The sequence below is a fragment of the Ruegeria sp. HKCCA5426 genome (assembly GCF_013034585.1).
Classification (GTDB): Bacteria; Pseudomonadota; Alphaproteobacteria; order Rhodobacterales; family Rhodobacteraceae; genus Ruegeria.
Genome location: NZ_WQGH01000001.1, coordinates 234,776 through 252,070, shown reverse-complemented (window position 1 = coordinate 252,070; position 17,295 = coordinate 234,776). Strand labels below are relative to the sequence as shown.

Below are 17,295 nucleotides of genomic sequence, written 5' to 3'. Positions count from 1 at the left end.
GGTACCGCCTCCCTGGCTTGAACAGGGGACCTCTGGATCCACAATCCAGAGATAACAGTGGCACCCGGTACTATATCACGTAAAAATCTGTGTATTTTCAGTCAATTAGGGCTAAATGACTTTCCTGTCGTTTCCCATAGTTTCCTCTTGTGCCGTTCCCTAGTTGTCCTATATACCCGTCAGAGGGCCAAAGAAGTCCAGAGGTCCGACCCTAAACGCAAACGCCCAGCGCTGTAACGCCGGGCGATCACTTGCCACAACGATGATTGGAGCATCGATATGACCAGTAATGTAATACCTTTGTCCACTGCGCAGGACAACACGCCTAAGGCTAAAGACGCCAACAGGTTCAAATTCACTAAAACCGCGCTTGCTGACGCCATTGCCGCTGCACCAGCAGGGGGCATTGTCGTTTTTCGCGATGAAGAAATGACAGGTTTGATTCTTCGTCGCCAGAGGCGTGACTGGATTCTTGCAATTGAGCGCAGAATCAACGGCCGCATATTCCGGCATTCGTTAGGAGACTACACCAGCGCAACCGACCTGCGCCGGATCAGGGCAGAAGCATCTGACATTATGTCCGCTGTCCGCAATGGCACCTTCCAGACCAAAGCGCAGAAGAAAGCCCAAGCTGTAAAGAAAGGCAAAGTCGCCAAACTCGACGCCATGACCATGGGGGAAGCATTGGCAGACTTTATCGAAAAGAACCCGCAGGTCCGGGCATCGACAATCGAAACCTATGCCCATGGTGTCGCGCGGCTTGAGAAGCTGGAACGTAAACCCGGCGATCCAGATATCGTTCCCTTTGTCATTGCCCGGTCGCGCAAATTGATTGCCGATCTGACCTTGGACGATACCCGCCAGATGTATGACCGGATGGTCGAGACCCATGCCATCGGCACAGCGAACCAGACGATCCGGTCGATCAGGGCGATCTGGCGGTTCTGGTCAGAGGAACATCCAAGTGGTGCGCCCCTGCCAGACGATCCCATCAAAGGCATGACCACGCGCAAAGGCAGGATTAAGCGTAGTGAGGCACGGTCCGGTGCTATCCCCGCAGATCGCCGCAAATCATGGTTCGACGCGGCACAGGCCGAGGCCACCAAACGCGGTTTCGCCGGTGGGACGGTCCGGGCGGTGTTGTTGTTGTTCCTGACGGGATTGCGCCGCGATGAGGCCTTAGCTCTGCATTGGGATGAGGTCGATCTGGAAGCCGGAACAATTACTATTCCCGAAGAGCGCATGAAAAATGGCCGGTTGTTGTCCCGCCCGATCACCGCTGAAATGCGCAAGGTTCTGGACGCCCAGCGCCAGTTCACTGGCGGGAAAGGCTGGGTGTTTCCAGCATCGCGCGGCACGGGTCATCTGACGGATACACGAAAGACGCTCTGGGCGGTTAATAAGATCGCCGATGTCACGATCACAAATCATGATTTGCGCAGAACCTACATCGGCACGGCTGAGACCGCATCGGTGCCATCAACCGCAATCAAGCTGTTGGTCGGTCACGCGCTGGTCGATGTGACCGAACAATATGCGGCGTCGATGCGGCCTGACCTGCCCAAACACGCTGACACCATCGAAGCGGCGCTATTGGCATGACGGTCCGGTTCTTCACCTATCGCGGCAAAGACTATGAAGTCCGGGCGCAGTGGGACCAGCACGGTGATCCGACCGTGCCCCTCTGCACCCTGATCGAAGATGGCTGGCGCTATGCCAAGGATGACCCGTCCTTAATTTCGATGATCCTGATGTATGGGACCGAAAGGCAATCTGAGGCACCGCTTGCTGCGGCTGGATCGCCAGTGGACAGGATGCTGGCCTATGCGGTTGCCGAGGGTTGGCTTATCCCCCTGCCCGATGGCGGCGAATACCAGTTCAGATCGCTGTTCAAACGGGACGAACTGGCAAAGCGCTTGGCCGAGTATGACCCTGCCGAAATGTCGCAGCACGACAAGGCACGGGCACTGGATAAAAGGCTGCGGAAAACTGGTATCCGGATTGATTGGCCGGGGCGTCGAAGACCAATGGCGGAATGAGCCACTCAGGACACTCATCGGGTCACTGACAAGGCAAATTACCTGCTGTTAGCTCCTGTGCAGACGACTGCACAGGAGTTTTTTCATGTCCGACAATACTGAAACCGCAACACCAGAGATCATTGGCGATGGATTGATGACCACTGCCGAGAAAGCCAAGCAATTGGGTGTTAGCGCGTCGTTCCTGCACAAGGATCGGCTCAAGCCGCAGCCGCTTGTGCCCTTCATCAAATATGGGCGCATCGTCCGCTATTTCGCTGACAATCAGGTCCGGGGCGCGAACACGCCCAGCGCGGCTTGAGGTGACAGTTATGGGCACAATGACATTGCACGATCTACCGTGGTTTCTGCAGGGGGGTTTCGGTGGTTTACTGCCTTGGTTCCCGGCGGATGGCGGAAAGACGAAGGATGTAGAAGAAGCCGGGTTTTACGCAGAGCAAGTGCTGGATCGACAGCGCAACACCCATGCGCCCGAGCTTATGACCGATAACGAAGTGCTGGATTATATGAACCGGCACAGGCTGAGTTCCCCCTTCCCCCACGACCAGCAATGGTTGCTAAAGCAAAGGCGCAAGGCCGGTGGCCCACCGGTCTATTGCTGGCAAGAGGATGCCACGGCTTTGACGTGCCGTTGGGCGCTGGAAATCTGGCTGCGTAAAAACCGCCAGCCCCGAGGTTAGAACATCACCAAAAGAAACGGCTCGTGGCGGTGGTTAGCGCCGACGAGCCAGTCATTTTTCCCAAACAATCAATCTTGATGTCCCGGACACTATCACGGGGCACGGGATTGTCAAAAAACGGAGGGCATCCCGTGCCAAGACAATTTCCAAAAGCAGCCCGCAAACAGAACACCAAACTGAACTTGGCTAGGCTGGCCAAGCGCAAGATCGTTCTGCCCAAGAACGTGTATGACCTGAAGATCACAGGCATCCAGTTAGACCCAAATGAGATGACCGGAAACGTGTTCATCGAACTGCAGGTGGAAAATAGCAAAGGCGAGCCCGTTGCATTAGATAGGTTGTGGATCGACGGCCCGAAAGCCTACACCTCCGAGTTCGCAGCGCGGAATGTCGATCTGCTCAGGCAGTTGGGTGAAACCTGCAGCGCCCTTGACGATGAGGGCCAGCTAGATTTGCCCGCACTGGTCGGCAAAACATTCAGCGCGGAACTCGTTGCCGTGCGTAATTTCGATGACTGGCCATGCAACGCGATTCGAGGTGTAGGCCAAGCGCGTGGTGACCAAGCGCAGGAACCTGCCCCGGCACCGGCACCGGCCAAGACGGATGAAACCCCAAATACCAATCCGTTTTCCTGATGGCAGAGTTCAGTAAACATGCGCTGTCACTTCATTGTGGCGGATGGCGACCAATCCCAATTCGATATCGGTCAAAGGCCCCGTCGATTACTGGGTGGCAATGGTTGAACGTGTCGCCCTGGCGGGACAAAGACCTGACCCAGGCACTGCTGGTTCACGCCCATTGCGGCGTAGCAACTGCCGTGTCGAAGGACATGCTGGTGGTCGATCTGGATGCCGATGATCCAGACTTGGCAACTACTTTGCGGGGCAAGGCCGAGGAAGTGTTTGGCCGGTCCCCATTGCGACGGACTGGCCGACCGCCACGGGTCAGCATGTTCTACCGCGCTGCTGATGATCTGAACTTGGGCAAGGTTGTCTTGCCTCAAGTCGAACTGTTCAACGGCAGTGGATATTGCATCCTTGCTGGCATCCATCCTGACACTGGCAGGGGTTATCGGTGGGAGTTTGCAAAGCCTTGGCAAACCCATTTGAGACATAGGTCTGTGCCGGTTGTGACAAAGGCGCAGGTTGAAGCCTTCAGGCAATGGGTTGAGGCCAATGTCGAGGGCAAACCGGGCCAGCGGGTCGCAACTGGTGATGGCACCGGCAATGTCATGCGGGACACCCTGCAACAGTACATCCGCGCAGCATTCACCCCTGAATTAGGCGTTGAAAATTTCCTTGGGGCCGAATGCTTCGAAGGGCAAAGGCACAATTCTGTTTTTGCCGCTGCTGTGTGGGCCAAAGGGCAAAACATGGCCGAGGAAGACTTTCTGGATTTAGTGTTGCGCTGGGCGGCTGATGCACCGCCGGTGGATGAGATACTGACGGTGTTCAACAGTGTGACGCCTGCGGCCCAGCGCAAATTATCAAAACCGTTCGTGCCACTGAAATTGACTGCCCGGTCATTGGCACTGGCGAACAATCCAAACAATCGAAAATGATGAGGGACACGATGCAGGAACTGCACGATTTGATGAAGGCCACGGGCCTGAGCAACAAAGAAGTCGGGGAGATCGTCGGCAAAAGCGGCAAGGCCATTCAGCGTCTAAAAGCTGGCACAGGCAATGCGACATTGCCGTGGGTGTCTGACCTGATGGTTCAGCTTCGGGCGATGGCGGCTAATATTGAAGGTGGCGAATCCGAACACGATTCGGAACACGATTCGGATCACGATTCGGAACATGAATCGGAACCACCAGAGGCCGAAGTCGATGACGTGATAGAGGCCGAGGTCATGGACAGTGATGACGCCGCTCCTGAGGCCGATCCGGTTGAATTTGAGGTGCCAGAATATGAAGCGCCTGAGGGTCTTTCCCGTGGCCGTGCATCGGATCATGTCGTGGCATGGGCCAAGGGTGTCGTGGATGATATGGAGGCCGCCGGGGCGTATTCCGCAGGTTATGTCGGGGATCTGTTCACACAACTGATCGAAGCGCAGGTTTACGGTCTTGAGAAAGAACAGATCATCGAAGATTTGGCTGGCCGTAAAGTCGGCAAAGGCCGGAAAGCACGGGCCGCATTTGGCGGCAAACGCGCCCTGAATGAAGTCTGGGCACAGATAACCCGCGAAGTAGAAACACGGCCATCTGCGGGGCCGGTTAACGCAGAGCCGGTAGATATCTTCGCCCCAGATTTCGCCGCTGCCGAGGAAGAGGAAGAACTGAAGGCACTGGTCGAGGCCGGGGTTCGCAAAGTGTCAGGATTGGAACTGATCGACCACCTGATGCACGAGGTCAAAACCTACGTGTATGGCGACACGTTCCACATGAAACTGGCGGTCTTGTACGCATTGACGACCCACATGCACGAGACTTGGAGCCGGTGCCCGTACTTGTTGATCACCGCGCCAACCCGCGAAAGCGGCAAGTCCATCCTGACCGAGATCATCGGATACATGACCCGTGGCAGGTTCTTGGTCGGCGGGTCGATGCGACCCACGATTATCTATCGCAAGGCGCTGAACAGCGCGTGTCGCTTTACTATGATCGTCCATGAGGCCAACCAGGTTCTGGGTCCGAAAGCTGACCCGAACTTGGTCGGGTTGATGAACGCAGGCTATGTCAAAGCCGAAGCCGTCTATCACCTGATCGAACCGACCCCTGACGGAAACCATAGCATCACGGAAGTGCCCATCTATGTGCCGCGCATATTCAATGGCAGAGGCAAGGAAATGCCTGACGATACCTTGTCCCGGTGCTTGGTTGTTTCGCTGACCCGGATGCCGCAGGGCACGGCGCTCCGCCGATACCGAACCAAGGACAGTGATCGTCTCCGGGCCGAACTTCCGCCCTTGGTCCGCCGCTGGATGCTGGAGAACAAAGCGGCCATCGCGCTGGGCGACGAACCTCAGGAACCTGTCGGGATCAAGTCTCCGCGCAATGAGGACAATGTGGTCTCCATATTGCAGGTTGCAGAACATATCGGCCCCGCATTCGCAGATGAAATCCGCAGCGGACTTACGGGCTTCTTCGCGGCACAGGAAGACGATGAAGAGAAAGACCTAGGTCTCGCCCTGCTGGCCGATCTGCGCCAGCTTTTCCTGAAGACAATCCCCAAGCTGCTGGCTGATGGTGCGGTTGCCGATAGCGCCGCCAAGAACGCGATATTGAGCGACGTCACATACCACCTGCACAACGACGACACTTTGGGCGGTCCTTGGAACAAGATGCCCTTCTCGAACGGCCCGATCACAAAGTACACGCTTGGCAAACTCATCAAAGGTTTCGGCGTGAAGCAAAAGGCATATCGAGTCGGCAAAGGATCGGCACCGCAGAAGGGGTATCTGTGGCGCGATATCCAGCCCGTGTTCGACAAGTATCTGCCGCCGGTCCATGAGGACGAGGCACTGCTGGAACGGCTGGCTGTTGAAGTCCGGCCCGAGTTCTCCGTGTCCCGCGAATACGCCGAGCGGAAGCTTTCTGAAATCCGCAGTGCGCGGGGGGACGAAGCACCGGATAATGCGGTTTTGGAAGAGGTCGAGCGCGTGTCCACCAAGGAGCCTATTTGAGATGAAAGAGGGGTTACAGCCAGCAAAGTGTCCGTGTCCGTGTCCGGGTGTCCGTGTGTGTGTAAAATATACCCCCACACACCTGCTAGATAGGAGGTTACAGGGTTACAAGGTTACAGAAATTCCTCAAACCCCTTATTTTATTGGGTTTGAGGGGTGTAACCCCGAAGGCCGGAAAAAAGCTGTAACCTCCACTTGGCCCAGTTTTGGGGGACAAGGAGGACAAAGCTGTAACCTTGCAACCCCGTAACCTCCAGTTTTCGCGTGGATGGGGGTAAGTTTTACACACGCATTTTTACCCGGACATGGACACGTAAAACGGACACGAGTGCCGGGGGATCGAAGCACCGGGCTGACCCCTCTAAGACCCAAAGAACCGGCCGGGTTCGTGTGTAAAATTATCGGCACTGCGTATGTGAAGGTTACTAAGGTTACTAGGGTCAGGACTCATAACCAAAATATGACGCTCGCGGCGATGCAGATTGCCGACAGGAACAGTTCACCACATCGGTCATAGCGGGTCGCGATGCGACGCCAGTCTTTTAGTCGAGCAAACAAGTTCTCGACCCGGTGCCGCTTGCGATACAGTTTGGTATCATGATCGGCAGGGTTTCGTCGTCCTCGGCGCGGCGGAATACACGCATTGATGCCGCGCTCGGCCAGTGCCTCCCGGAACCAGTCTGCGTCATACCCCTTGTCCCCTAAAAGCACCTTGGCCTGTGGCAAGCTGCCCAGCAAAGCCAACGCACCTTTGGCGTCACTCATCTGCCCGGCTGACAGGAGGAACGTCAGCGGTCTTCCCCGGCCGTCACAAACCGTGTGCAACTTGCTGTTCAGGCCGCCTTTGGTTCGACCGATGGCCCTCGGGCGAGTCCCCCTTTTGAGAGGCTTGCCGCCGTTCGGTGCGCTTTCAGGTGGGTGCTGTCGATCATGATGGTTTCGCCGTCCGGTCCCGGTTGTGCCAGTTCCCGGAAGATACGAGCGAAGACACCAAGTCGGGACCACCTGACAAACCGATTGTAAAGTGTCTTGTGCGGCCCATACTCAGCCGGAGCATCTCGCCAGCGCAGGCCATTGCGAATGACGTGGATAATACCACTGAGAACCTTACGGTCGTCGGAACGCGCCACCCCGCGCGGTTTGGGGAACAGGTGCTGGATGCGTTTCAGGTGCTGTAGGTCGAGCCAGAACAAGTGCGACATAGACAATCCTCCTGCCGCCCTTGAATCACGACGGTGTTGCGGATGGAATCGGCCAATGCAATGGCCGCTCAGAACGGCGAACCGGTCATCCGACGAAAAGCCTCAGATGACCGAGTCGAGCCCAAAGGCGACTTCGGCAATGACCGCAACATCCGTCGAAAAGGGCGGGAAGCGGTCATTCGCTGCGCTCGAGGCCAAGGTCTGCTTTGCTGCGCAATGCCGACAATCGTCGCGGCCTGAAAGAAGTTCTCTAAGCACTGATACAATCGATGCTTAGCATTTCAAGCTGTATGCGAAACGGCGCCTCCACAAACGGTCACAGCAATGCGCGCATTTGCTAATTGGTTTTCCTCAATCGAAAACAGGTCCTGTTCGAGAATGGCAATGTCGGCCAGATATCCCGACTTCAGACGGCCCTTTTGATCCTCGTTGAACTCCAGCCACGCATTGTCATGCGAATAAGCGGAAAGCGTGGCCATAAGGCTTTGACGGTTGTCCTGCCAGGGCGATGGCAGCTCATTGCAGTTTACCGCTCCGGCAATCGTCATCATTGTGTCGACGGGAACGACTGGCCAATCCGTCGAGAAGCAAATCTTGGCGCCACTCTCGCGTATTTTGTTCCACGCGAACGCAAAAGGGATTTGCTCGGTTGTCAGAATGTCTCCGGCCGAATAGGGAGAAAACAGTCCTCCTGCGGGTGAATGCAATGGTTGAAGAGAGGCAACGACGTCGAGGGCTGCCAGACGGGGCAGATCCAAGGGGTCTATCACCTCGATATGCTCGATCCGGTGTCTGGAATCCCGTGCGCCGTTGGCACTGCGCGCTGCCTCGTAACCGTCCAGCGTGCGCCGAACGGCACCGTCGCCAATTGCGTGCGTGCTGAGTTGCAACCCCATTGCATCAGCGCGAATGCAGGCTTCGTTAAAGTGTTCGGCACTGAATACAGCATCGCCGAGGCTTTCCGGCTTGCCCGGATAAGGCGCGAGCATCAGTGCTGTGTAGCTGTCCAGCACGCCATCCATGAACATCTTTACGCGCCCTGACCAAACCATATCCGACGCAAAGCGTCGGCGCATTTCATCGGCCTCTTCCAAACGATCCAGAGGGTCGGTGTTCTTGAGGTGCATGGGCACCTGAACACGGATCGGAAGGCGCCCCTCGGCCTCAAGTTCACTCAGCAGCTCAAGTTGATAGAAGTTGCCGTCCATATTATGCAACCCCGTGATCCCGTGGGAAGCGCAGTGCTTCAGACCACGCAGTATGACTTCCTTATCAAAGGCGCGTTCCTCTGGTGTTGCGGGTGGCACGGGGTCCGCTCCTGTAACATACCCCAGAAGATCGCGCCCTCCCAGTCGCGACAGGCGCAGGACAGGGCCAAAAGCACCGGTTTCGTTCAGTTGACCTTGTGCGGTACCATCCCCAGCCATCACGATTTCCGAACCGGGGGGAACGAGGCCGCCGTGAAGAATGCCCGCCTTTTCCAAGGCAATTGTGTTTGCCCAGACGGTGTGGTGGTCAGCCGACATTAACGCAACCGGGCGCTCAGACAGGATGCGATCCAGATCTTGCCGTGTCGTTGTGACGCCGGGGCCAAGAATTTCGTAGTCGGCGGCGACCCCCATAAGCAAAGGTTCGTCGGGGTGCTCGGCCGCAAAGGCTCGCAATGCGTTTGTCAGAACATCCGAGCCCGTCGTTTCGCGCAGGTCCAACATGCCCAACTCGGCCGCTCCACCGAAAAGGTGGACATGGCTATCAATAAAGCCAGGCATGACGGTGCCGCCCGCAGCGTCGATGATTTTGGTTCCATTCCCAGCCAGAGTACGGATGTCGTCGGTGTTTCCAACAGCCACAATTATGCCGCCCTGAATTGCCAGGGCCGAAGCCTTCGGCGTGGCGTCGTCAAAGGTCAGGAGAGAACCGTTGAGGATGATCAGATCAGGTTTTGGCGACATGCGGCCTCTTGTGTCTGTGATGGTTTGAACTATTCAAGTGCGCGAATGATTGCCTCGCAGGCACGCACGGCATCGTGGCTAAAGGACTGGATCAGATAGTCGGGCCAGCTGGAAAGCTTGACGATAACCACGTCCGCGGTCAGGTCAATGAAGATCAGTTGACCAAAAACTCCGCGCGCCATGAACACGCCGCGCCTCGGGTCATGAACCCACCAGAACCTTCGGTATGCCCCTTGAGGGGACAGCACGTCATACGGGTCACCGTGCTTTGAAGGGTCCGATCCCGAACAAATCCCTGAAACCCAGCTTTCCGGCACCACTTGTCGGTCACCAACCTTGCCACCATCAGCCATCATGCGGCCAAAGCGGGCATAGTCCCGAAGAGTTGCGTTGAACCCGCCGTCAGCGAGTGCTGTCTTGGCTTCGTCTACGGTAAAAAAACCCGAATGCACGCAGCCAATCTTTTGCCAGATCCGGTTGGACAAGAGCGAAGCAACGTCTTCGCCGCTCACACGTTCCAAGGCCCAGGCGATGACATCCGTCTCAATCGAGCGGTAAGAAAACGCCTGCCCATGGGGTCTTTCCCGGGGCAAAGTTAGAATAACATCCCGAATGGTAGGTTTGATTTCTCCCTTGCGAACCGGGCGCCAGCCCGACGCCACATCAACGCGTGTCATGTCACTATCTGGAAAGCCATAATCCTCGGTAAAGCGCACGCCGGATTGCATATCGAGCGCCTGATCCACAGTGCATCCGGCATAGCCGGTCCCAACAAGCTCCGGTACGATATTGTCAAGCGGCTCCGAGAGGTCCAACTTGCCTTCACCGTGAAGCACACCGGCCAGAGAGCCGATCAGGGATTTGGAGACAGATTGCCCCAAATGTGCGGTGTCCGGAGTAAAGTCGTTGGCATATATCTCGGTTAAAAGCCGGTTACCTTTCAACACTAGGAAGCCATCCGTGTAGCTCTCAGTCAGCCAGTTCCCGACCGATAGTTGGCGGTCATCAAAGGTCTGAAACTCCGTATCCAGCAGGTCACGAGGCGCCTGTATCAGTTCTCGGGTACTTGGGCCCGGACGAACATCGACCGTGGGAAACAGACTACGCATGTTCTGGAAGGTCCAGCGGTTGAAAGGGGCGAGGTCCCAGTTCTCGAGAGACGGACGTTTCTCAGGCGGGGGCGGGAAACCCTGCATGATGCCGATCTCACGCGCTGTTTTGGGCCTGGTGCCGGATTTGCTGTTTTGCATTTTCCATGCTCCCGCAAGGCGACCCAAACAGGGGCCGCAGTCAGGTTAAAAAAACTTTGGAAGGGGTCGGCCCGACCAGAGATGGGCCGACCACAGGTGACTTTTAAGTTTATTGCTTAAGGCGGGTCCAAACCTTGTTGTACAGGTCCACAACGTCTTGGTCGCAAGGCTTCACAAAGTCGGGTACCGGTGCCCCTGCAGGCATCACGATTTCAGGCGCGTCGAGCATCTCGGCATCCATGAATGCCTCGGAACCTTTGATCCCGTTGGCATAACGCGCAAAGTTCGAGGTCATTGCAGCGTTTTCCGGGTCCATCATGAAGTTCACGAAGAGCTTTGCGTTTTCCATGTTGGGCGCGTCGGCAAGAACCGCGACGTTATCCATCCATCCGGTGAACCCCTCCTTTGGATAGGCGTACTGCAATGTCGGGCGATCCGCCCGGGCGCGCATGGCCGCGCCGTTCCAGCTTTGCGACAGGTCCACATCTTTCGACGTCAGCTTTTCGATCACCGCATAGTCCATGGTGCGCCAGTCACCCTTGGCATTTTCGAGCAGTGCCATCAGCTCTTTCATCTGATCGGGATTGGAGTTGCAGCGCGGATAGCCTAGGTAGCGCAGGCCGGCGTTGATCACATCATTCATGTCATTCAGCATGTTGATACGGCCCTTAAGCTCTTCGGGCGTATCGAAGATCAGGCCAAGCGTGTCTATGTCACCGCTGTAGACCGCGCTGTCGACCGTAAAGCTGGTCGTACCCCACTGATATGGGACCGAATACTTGCGACCCGGATCCCAGTATACATCGACCCAGTTCGGGTCCATGTTCTTGAAGTTGTCCATTTCGGAAGCGTTGATCTCGGCCAGTAAGCTTTCGCCTACCATGATCGCGATCATGTAGTCGCCAGGAACAACAACATCATAGCCGGTGTTGCCCTCTTTGACCTTGGCCAGCATGGTTTCATTGCTGTCATAGCTGTCCAGCGTGACCTCAATATCGTATTGGGCTTCGAATTTCTCGATCATCTCTGGGTTGGTGTAGTTCCCCCAGTTAAAAATGTTCAGTTTGCCTTCGGCATGCGCTCCTGCCGCGCTGAACGCCAGGGCCGAGATGGCTGCGGATTTGAGAAGAGTGTTTTTCATTTTGTCCTCCGTTGAGATTGATGGCGTCCCGCAGCAGCGCGGGCTTCTTGTTATTTTCGTTTGCGTTGCAGAAAGAAGGTCAGGGCGACCATGGCTATGGTTACTCCGATCAGGATGGTCGAAACGGCGTTGACCTCTGGCGTTACGCCGCGACGGATTTGGCCCAGAATATAGATGGGCAAGGTGGTTTCACCCGGTCCGGCCACCAGAAGCGTGATGATGACGTCGTCAAGAGAGACTACAAAGGCCAGCATCGCCCCCGCCATAACACCGGGCATCAAAAGAGGCAGCGTCACATAGCGGAATGTCTGCCAGGGCGTCGCGTACAAATCGGCGGCGGCTGCTTCGTAAGTCACGGACAAATCTGACAAACGTGCGCGGATCGGCATGTAAGCAAAGGGCACGCAGAAAACTGTGTGGGCGAGGATCAGCCAGCCGATCCCGGTAACACCCGTAAGCTGGCGCAGGATCGAAAAGAAGGCCAGCGTCGCAATCGCCGTGACGATCTCGGGGATCATCAGGGGCTGGTTTATGAGCGCAATAGCCGCAGAACGGCCGCGATAAAAATCGCCACGCGTTGTCGCCAGTGCAGCCATTGTGGCAATGATGGTGGAAAACACGGTCGCGGTGAGAGCGACCTGTACCGAGATCATTGCCGACCGTCGGATGTCATCGTTTTCCAAGGCCGCCGCGTACCAGCGCAAGCTGAACTCGGTCCAGCGCACAACAGAACGGTTATCGTTGAACGAGAACACGACCAGGACGGCAATCGGTGCGTAGAGGAACAACAGAACCAGCCAGGACACGCCGGTGAACAGGGGTTGCCGGCGTAGTTCGCGCGCGTCTGTCGACGGCCGGAAGAGCGACGACAGTTTAGCCATGTCCACTCTCCTTCGAAGCACCTGCCCGCAAGCTGACAAGAAGTGCGATTAACACGACTGCCATCAGGATCAGTGCAGCAGCGGCGCCAAAGGGCCAGTTGCGGCCCGAACCGAACTGCAGGGCAATCAGGTTGCCGATCATCAGTTTCTTACCACCGCCGAGCAGTTCCGGCGTGATGTAGGCCCCAAGCGCCGGGATCAGCACTAGAACGCAGCCAGCGACAATGCCCGGACGGGTAATCGGTATAATGATGTGGCGGAACACCTGCGTGCGTGTGGCATAGAGATCATGCCCTGCCTCAAGCAGTGAAAAGTCGAACTTCTCCAGCGAGGCATAGATCGGAAGGATCATGAAAGGCAGGTAGCTGTAGACCAGCCCGGCCAGTACCGCGCCATCAGTGTACAACATCTCTATCGGCTCGCTGATCAGGCCGATGTTCATCAGCGTCAGGTTCACAAAACCCTCGTCCCGTACGATCAGAAGCATTGAGTACGTACGGATCAACAGGTTTGTCCAAAACGGCAGAGTGATGGCGAACAGCCAAAAATTGCGTTGTTCCTGCGGACGGGCCGCAATAAAGTAAGCAACAGGAAACCCAAGGAGCAGGGTTCCAATCATAGTGGTGATGGCAAGACCAAAGGAACGCCCGAAGATCTGAAGATAGGCGCTGTTAAAGGTCAGCGTGTCATCAAAAATATCCCGCTCGAACAGGAACTGCACATAGGCGTCGTAAGAGAACGTCCATTCAACGCCGCCATAGGTCCCGGGTTCAAGGAACGAGTAAACCAGGGCGATAGAGAGCGGGAACAGTCCAAAGATACCGATAATCCCGAGCGCCGGGGCCAGCAGGAAAAGCCGCGTTCTGCGCCTTTGACGCGCGCGCTCGGCCTGCGCCGCAAGCAATTTCGACGCGGCGTCCGGCTGCGGGATATGTGCAACACCGGCCATCAGTCTTCCAGCACATGCAGCATGGAGGTGTCACATTCGAGCCCGACGCGCGATCCGACGGGGCGCGGAGTGAAAACCTGGACGTGAACACTGACACCATCTTCCAGCCGCACAAGCATTTGCGACCCGGCCCCGAAATAGGTGCTGTCCACGACCTCGCCACGTAAGAGCGCTGTTTCGGCACTCTCTTCGACCACACGGATCGTTTCGGGGCGCAGAGCGACATGTACGGGGCCCGGTTCGAGCAAGGTGCTGGCAGTGTGAATCGTGAGTGGTTTGCCTTCGCCAAACCGGATTTTTGCCGCGTCTCCGTCAAAGCCAAGCAACGTAGCGTTTACGATGTTGGTGTCCCCGATAAAATCCGCGACGAATCTGCTTTTTGGGGCTGTGTATATCTCTTCCGGTGTGCCGACCTGACGTACCGAGCCTGCCGACATCACAGCGATCCGGTCCGACATCGCCAGTGCTTCCCCCTGGTCATGCGTGACAAAAACAAACGTAATGCCTGTCTCATGCTGCAGTCGCTTCAACTCGCTCTGCATTCCTTTGCGAAGTTTCAGGTCCAGAGCAGAAAGGGGTTCGTCCAGCAGCAGAACCTTTGGGCGCGGCGCCAGTGCGCGCGCCAAAGCCACGCGCTGCTGCTGCCCGCCTGACAATTGATCAACCCGGCGAGTTGCAAACTCGCCCAGCTGCACCAGGTCCAGCATCTCGGTGATGGTGCTGTCGATCTCGGCTTTCGGCCTTTTCAGCATCTCAAGGCCAAACCCGACATTGCGGGCCACACTCATGTGCGGAAACAGGGCGTAATTCTGAAACACCGTGTTCACGGGCCGATTGTTGGGTGCCAGATGGCCAATCGACTCACCGTCCAGCGCTATTTCGCCTTCGCTTGGAAGCTCGAACCCGGCGATCAGCCGCAGTAGTGTCGTCTTGCCACAACCTGACGGGCCCAAAAGCGTGAAAAAGCTTCCTGCGGGAATGGTCAGCGACACGTCCCCCAGAGCCGTCACGGCCGCCTGACCTTCGCCAAAACGTTTTGTCACATTCTTTACGTCGATCATGGTCTGATCCGGACACCCGAACTTGTTGATATGTAGAATCAGCTTAGAGCCGGGAGACTTACCCTGTGAATACCTCCAAAGGGCGGTGTGATTTGTACCCCCAAAGGGGTACGACTAATCGTTTGCCGAATGCAGAAACATTGAAAACAGGGCAGACTGGGAAGATATGTGCAACTTTCTATAGATGTTCTTGCGATGCACTTTGATCGTCGCCGGGGAAACATCCAGCAAAAGCGCAATGGACCGCGTCGAGTGCCCGCGCAAAAGGAACTGCACGACCTCGATCTCCCGATGTGTCAAACCTTTGCAAACCTTGTCGATGACCCCGTCGAAATCGACCTCGCTCTCGTCGAGTCGGCCTGCCGAGGGGTTGCGATGGAAGTGCTGCTCGCAAAGCGCCGATATGATCGGATGCAAGTCAGTCAACCGTTCGACATCCCGCCGCGTGAACCGAGTTTTTCCCTCGGAAGGACCGAGAGAAAGAAACAATGTGCCATTTGCTATTGCTACGAACACCCCGATCTCGTCCGTCAGAAACAGGGATTTGTAGTAGATCCGAAAGTAGTCGGAATTGGCAAACCTGTCCGGTGTAACGTCTCTTAATACCATCACTGGTTCGTGGCGTTCACCAATGAAACGAACAACAAATGGGTCCAGCAGCCAGGCGCGATCAAGCCATCGGTCGACAACAACCGAGCGACGTTCCGAACGCACATTGTCATAGACATGTTCGGGCGCTTTTCCCGGGTTCAAAAGGCTGACAAACGCGCCCTTGAACGAAGTTGCCTCGCGCATGAGGTTCAACAACTCCGGCATAAAACTGGACGTGCCTACAGCCCTGATCGCCCCGGCGACGTTTTCCGCGTAAGTTGGCTTTTCGGACTTTCCCAAGTATCCCACCTGGCTAAAGGGCGTTTCCTGCCCAATGTGGCTAGCCGGATTTAACTTGGCAACCTTTTCGCGCAGCTATCAGCCGGGAGGGGCGTATTTTCGCACAGACTTGCTGAATCAAAGCTCAAAACCTATTCCGATACAAGATTTCAAATGTTGGAGAAGCGGAAAAAAATGACTTTAAACTATTTCTCTTTAAAGGCTTAACCTAATGATTAGCCGTCCTCTGGCCATCTTGCGCCAGTTCTGAGGAACTCTTGTTCGCCGCAAAGCATCGTGTTGCGGCTGAAACCAGTATGCTCGACGGAACCGTGAACTAAAATCCTAGTATGTCTAATCCGAGATTACCGACTGTGCCAGCATACCCGACCAGAGAGGCTTTTTTCCTGTCGCTGGAGACGAACGCTCCACTATCAAAAGCTCACTTTGTGTTCGAAGCTGCCTTTCGCTGTCAATTGCAAAAAAGACTGCTTTGGGCCGCTTGCTGCTTATGTCGCTCTCCGGCTAAGAGGCAGCTTCGTCCGCATCTCGGTCGTAGCCTGGTTTTTCGCCACCGTCCGCTCCTGCGCGAAGCAGCCGGTCATGATCGGGGTTTCGAAAATTTCACCCCGAACGTCGGCTAAGCGCAAATAACCAGTCACCTGAGAAAAACGGTCAGGTGACCGAGTCGAGCCCGGTGCGGACGCCCGACCCAAGTCAATTGAAGGTGTTTCGCAGAAAAGTCAGTCTTCATAAACAGGCTTGGTTTTTTGGGTCGTCGGTTGGCCACAGGTGGGGCAGCGATCGACCTGCGGCACCGTTTCGGCATGCACGCGATTTCGTATGTGGTCAGCAGCGCGGCGCGACAGGCCCAATTGCTTGCGAACGGCGTCAATAACGGCCTCGTCCGCCTCACAGATATCGCCGTCTTCTAGGGCTTTTCGAAATTCACGCTCTAGGCTTGCGCGTCGGCGGTGCAACTGGTCATTTAGACCGCTTGCGATGATCCCTGCAGGCAATGCGGCCATACCTATGCCGATCACCGTGATCGCTGCTCCGAAGACCTTCCCCGCGACCGTGACCGGGGTCACGTCGCCATAGCCAACGGTCGTAAGTGTCGCCATAGCCCACCACATTGCCGCCGGGATTGAGCCGAACGCATCTGGTTGCACCTCATGCTCTGCCAGCCAAGCACCGCTTGCGGCAAATATCAGCATCACCATCAAGATAAAGAAACCGGCGAAAAAAGCGCCAGCCTCTTCTTCAAATACAGCGAGAAGCATGCCGAGCGCAGGCGAGTACCGAGTGAGTTTGAGTAGCCGCAACATACGGAAAGTTCGAAGCAGTCGCAGGTCAACCGGAAAGATCAGGTAAAGCAGCGCAGGCAGCACAGCCAGTAAGTCGATGATCGCGATCGGAGACACAGCCCAGGAGGCGCGCGTTTTATAGCTTGGGTTCTCGGTCGAGACCCAAAGTCTGGCAACGTATTCGACCACGAACACGAACAAGGAAAGGCCTTCGAACAGGTTAAGCGCGAAACCCCAACGAGCATAGATGGAAGCGACCGTCTCAAGGATAACTGCAGCTACGTTCAGCGTGATCAGTGCGATCAAAGCTATTTCCAACAACCAAGGGCCTGTGGC

The 17,295-nt window shown here is 56.2% G+C and carries 16 protein-coding genes; 7 read left to right on the top strand and 9 right to left on the bottom strand.

Translation table 11 applies throughout. The features are described from left to right. Positions 1-279 precede the first annotated feature (279 nt). The 7 genes from GOV87_RS01230 to GOV87_RS01200 all read left to right on the top strand — a co-directional run bounded on the left by GOV87_RS01230 (position 280) and on the right by GOV87_RS01200 (position 6,346). Entirely contained in the window at positions 280-1,602 is a 1,323-nt protein-coding gene (locus GOV87_RS01230) for a tyrosine-type recombinase/integrase (protein WP_171210549.1), read from the top strand. Further along, the gene (locus GOV87_RS01225) at positions 1,599-2,039 is read left to right on the top strand and encodes a hypothetical protein (protein WP_171210548.1); all 441 of its coding nucleotides are present in this window, start codon (positions 1,599-1,601) and stop codon (positions 2,037-2,039) included. The genes GOV87_RS01230 and GOV87_RS01225 overlap by 4 nt, the downstream gene beginning before the upstream one ends. Before the next feature lie 85 nt (positions 2,040-2,124). Continuing rightward, entirely contained in the window at positions 2,125-2,340 is a 216-nt protein-coding gene (locus GOV87_RS01220) for a hypothetical protein (RefSeq protein WP_171210547.1), read from the top strand. A gap of 10 nt (positions 2,341-2,350) precedes the next feature. Beyond that, complete coding sequence (locus tag GOV87_RS01215; protein ID WP_171210546.1) at positions 2,351-2,719, top strand: hypothetical protein; 369 nt, start codon at positions 2,351-2,353, stop codon at positions 2,717-2,719. Between the two features lie 131 nt (positions 2,720-2,850). Further along, entirely contained in the window at positions 2,851-3,354 is a 504-nt protein-coding gene (locus GOV87_RS01210; RefSeq protein WP_171210545.1) for a hypothetical protein, read from the top strand. After that, positions 3,354-4,280, top strand: coding sequence for a bifunctional DNA primase/polymerase (locus GOV87_RS01205; RefSeq protein WP_171210544.1), 927 nt, complete (start codon positions 3,354-3,356; stop codon positions 4,278-4,280). Before GOV87_RS01210 ends, GOV87_RS01205 begins: the two co-directional genes overlap by 1 nt. An 11-nt stretch (positions 4,281-4,291) precedes the next feature. Continuing rightward, complete coding sequence (locus GOV87_RS01200) at positions 4,292-6,346, top strand: DUF3631 domain-containing protein (protein WP_171210543.1); 2,055 nt, start codon at positions 4,292-4,294, stop codon at positions 6,344-6,346. Positions 6,347-6,793: 447 nt separating this feature from the next. On the opposite strand, the gene GOV87_RS01195 is transcribed toward GOV87_RS01200, so the two are convergent. From GOV87_RS01195 to GOV87_RS01155, 9 genes are all read right to left on the bottom strand, one after another. Continuing rightward, a protein-coding gene (locus tag GOV87_RS01195; RefSeq protein WP_371813448.1) for an IS5 family transposase occupies positions 6,794-7,548 on the bottom strand; the annotation gives its coding sequence in 2 pieces (ribosomal slippage) (positions 6,794-7,210 and positions 7,213-7,548; 753 coding nt in all). A 281-nt stretch (positions 7,549-7,829) separates the two neighbouring features. Next, positions 7,830-9,500 carry an amidohydrolase gene (locus GOV87_RS01190; RefSeq protein ID WP_170418123.1) on the bottom strand — a complete coding sequence of 557 codons (1,671 nt, stop codon included), beginning with the start codon at positions 9,498-9,500 and terminating at the stop codon, positions 7,830-7,832. Positions 9,501-9,529: 29 nt separating this feature from the next. Then, complete coding sequence (locus GOV87_RS01185; protein ID WP_171210542.1) at positions 9,530-10,750, bottom strand: serine hydrolase; 1,221 nt, start codon at positions 10,748-10,750, stop codon at positions 9,530-9,532. A gap of 109 nt (positions 10,751-10,859) precedes the next feature. After that, positions 10,860-11,891 (bottom strand): extracellular solute-binding protein, encoded by a 1,032-nt coding sequence (locus GOV87_RS01180; RefSeq protein WP_170418119.1) that lies wholly within the window; start codon positions 11,889-11,891, stop codon positions 10,860-10,862. A gap of 50 nt (positions 11,892-11,941) precedes the next feature. Next, positions 11,942-12,772: an ABC transporter permease gene (locus GOV87_RS01175; RefSeq protein WP_170389182.1), complete on the bottom strand. Its 831-nt coding sequence runs from the start codon at positions 12,770-12,772 to the stop codon at positions 11,942-11,944. Next, positions 12,765-13,721, bottom strand: a complete 957-nt coding sequence (locus tag GOV87_RS01170) for an ABC transporter permease (RefSeq protein ID WP_170389181.1) — start codon at positions 13,719-13,721, stop codon at positions 12,765-12,767. The genes GOV87_RS01175 and GOV87_RS01170 overlap by 8 nt, the downstream gene beginning before the upstream one ends. Then, complete coding sequence (locus tag GOV87_RS01165) at positions 13,721-14,782, bottom strand: ABC transporter ATP-binding protein (RefSeq protein WP_170418116.1); 1,062 nt, start codon at positions 14,780-14,782, stop codon at positions 13,721-13,723. The genes GOV87_RS01170 and GOV87_RS01165 overlap by 1 nt, the downstream gene beginning before the upstream one ends. 114 nt (positions 14,783-14,896) lie before the next feature. Further along, entirely contained in the window at positions 14,897-15,673 is a 777-nt protein-coding gene (locus tag GOV87_RS01160; protein ID WP_170645299.1) for a helix-turn-helix transcriptional regulator, read from the bottom strand. Between the two features lie 722 nt (positions 15,674-16,395). Then, entirely contained in the window at positions 16,396-17,265 is an 870-nt protein-coding gene (locus GOV87_RS01155) for an ion transporter (protein WP_171210541.1), read from the bottom strand. Positions 17,266-17,295: the final 30 nt, after the last annotated feature.

What these genes read in the sequence shown, in the direction of transcription:
- GOV87_RS01230 (WP_171210549.1), top strand. Translation starts at nt 280, where the DNA reads ATGACCAGTAATGTAATACCTTTGTCCACTGCGCAGGACAACACGCCT.
- GOV87_RS01225 (WP_171210548.1), top strand. Translation starts at nt 1,599, where the DNA reads ATGACGGTCCGGTTCTTCACCTATCGCGGCAAAGACTATGAAGTCCGG.
- GOV87_RS01220 (WP_171210547.1), top strand. Translation starts at nt 2,125, where the DNA reads ATGTCCGACAATACTGAAACCGCAACACCAGAGATCATTGGCGATGGA.
- GOV87_RS01215 (WP_171210546.1), top strand. Translation starts at nt 2,351, where the DNA reads ATGGGCACAATGACATTGCACGATCTACCGTGGTTTCTGCAGGGGGGT.
- GOV87_RS01205 (WP_171210544.1), top strand. Translation starts at nt 3,354, where the DNA reads ATGGCAGAGTTCAGTAAACATGCGCTGTCACTTCATTGTGGCGGATGG.
- GOV87_RS01200 (WP_171210543.1), top strand. Translation starts at nt 4,292, where the DNA reads ATGCAGGAACTGCACGATTTGATGAAGGCCACGGGCCTGAGCAACAAA.
- GOV87_RS01190 (WP_170418123.1), bottom strand. Translation starts at nt 9,500, where the DNA reads ATGTCGCCAAAACCTGATCTGATCATCCTCAACGGTTCTCTCCTGACC.
- GOV87_RS01185 (WP_171210542.1), bottom strand. Translation starts at nt 10,750, where the DNA reads ATGCAAAACAGCAAATCCGGCACCAGGCCCAAAACAGCGCGTGAGATC.
- GOV87_RS01180 (WP_170418119.1), bottom strand. Translation starts at nt 11,891, where the DNA reads ATGAAAAACACTCTTCTCAAATCCGCAGCCATCTCGGCCCTGGCGTTC.
- GOV87_RS01175 (WP_170389182.1), bottom strand. Translation starts at nt 12,772, where the DNA reads ATGGCTAAACTGTCGTCGCTCTTCCGGCCGTCGACAGACGCGCGCGAA.
- GOV87_RS01170 (WP_170389181.1), bottom strand. Translation starts at nt 13,721, where the DNA reads ATGGCCGGTGTTGCACATATCCCGCAGCCGGACGCCGCGTCGAAATTG.
- GOV87_RS01165 (WP_170418116.1), bottom strand. Translation starts at nt 14,782, where the DNA reads ATGATCGACGTAAAGAATGTGACAAAACGTTTTGGCGAAGGTCAGGCG.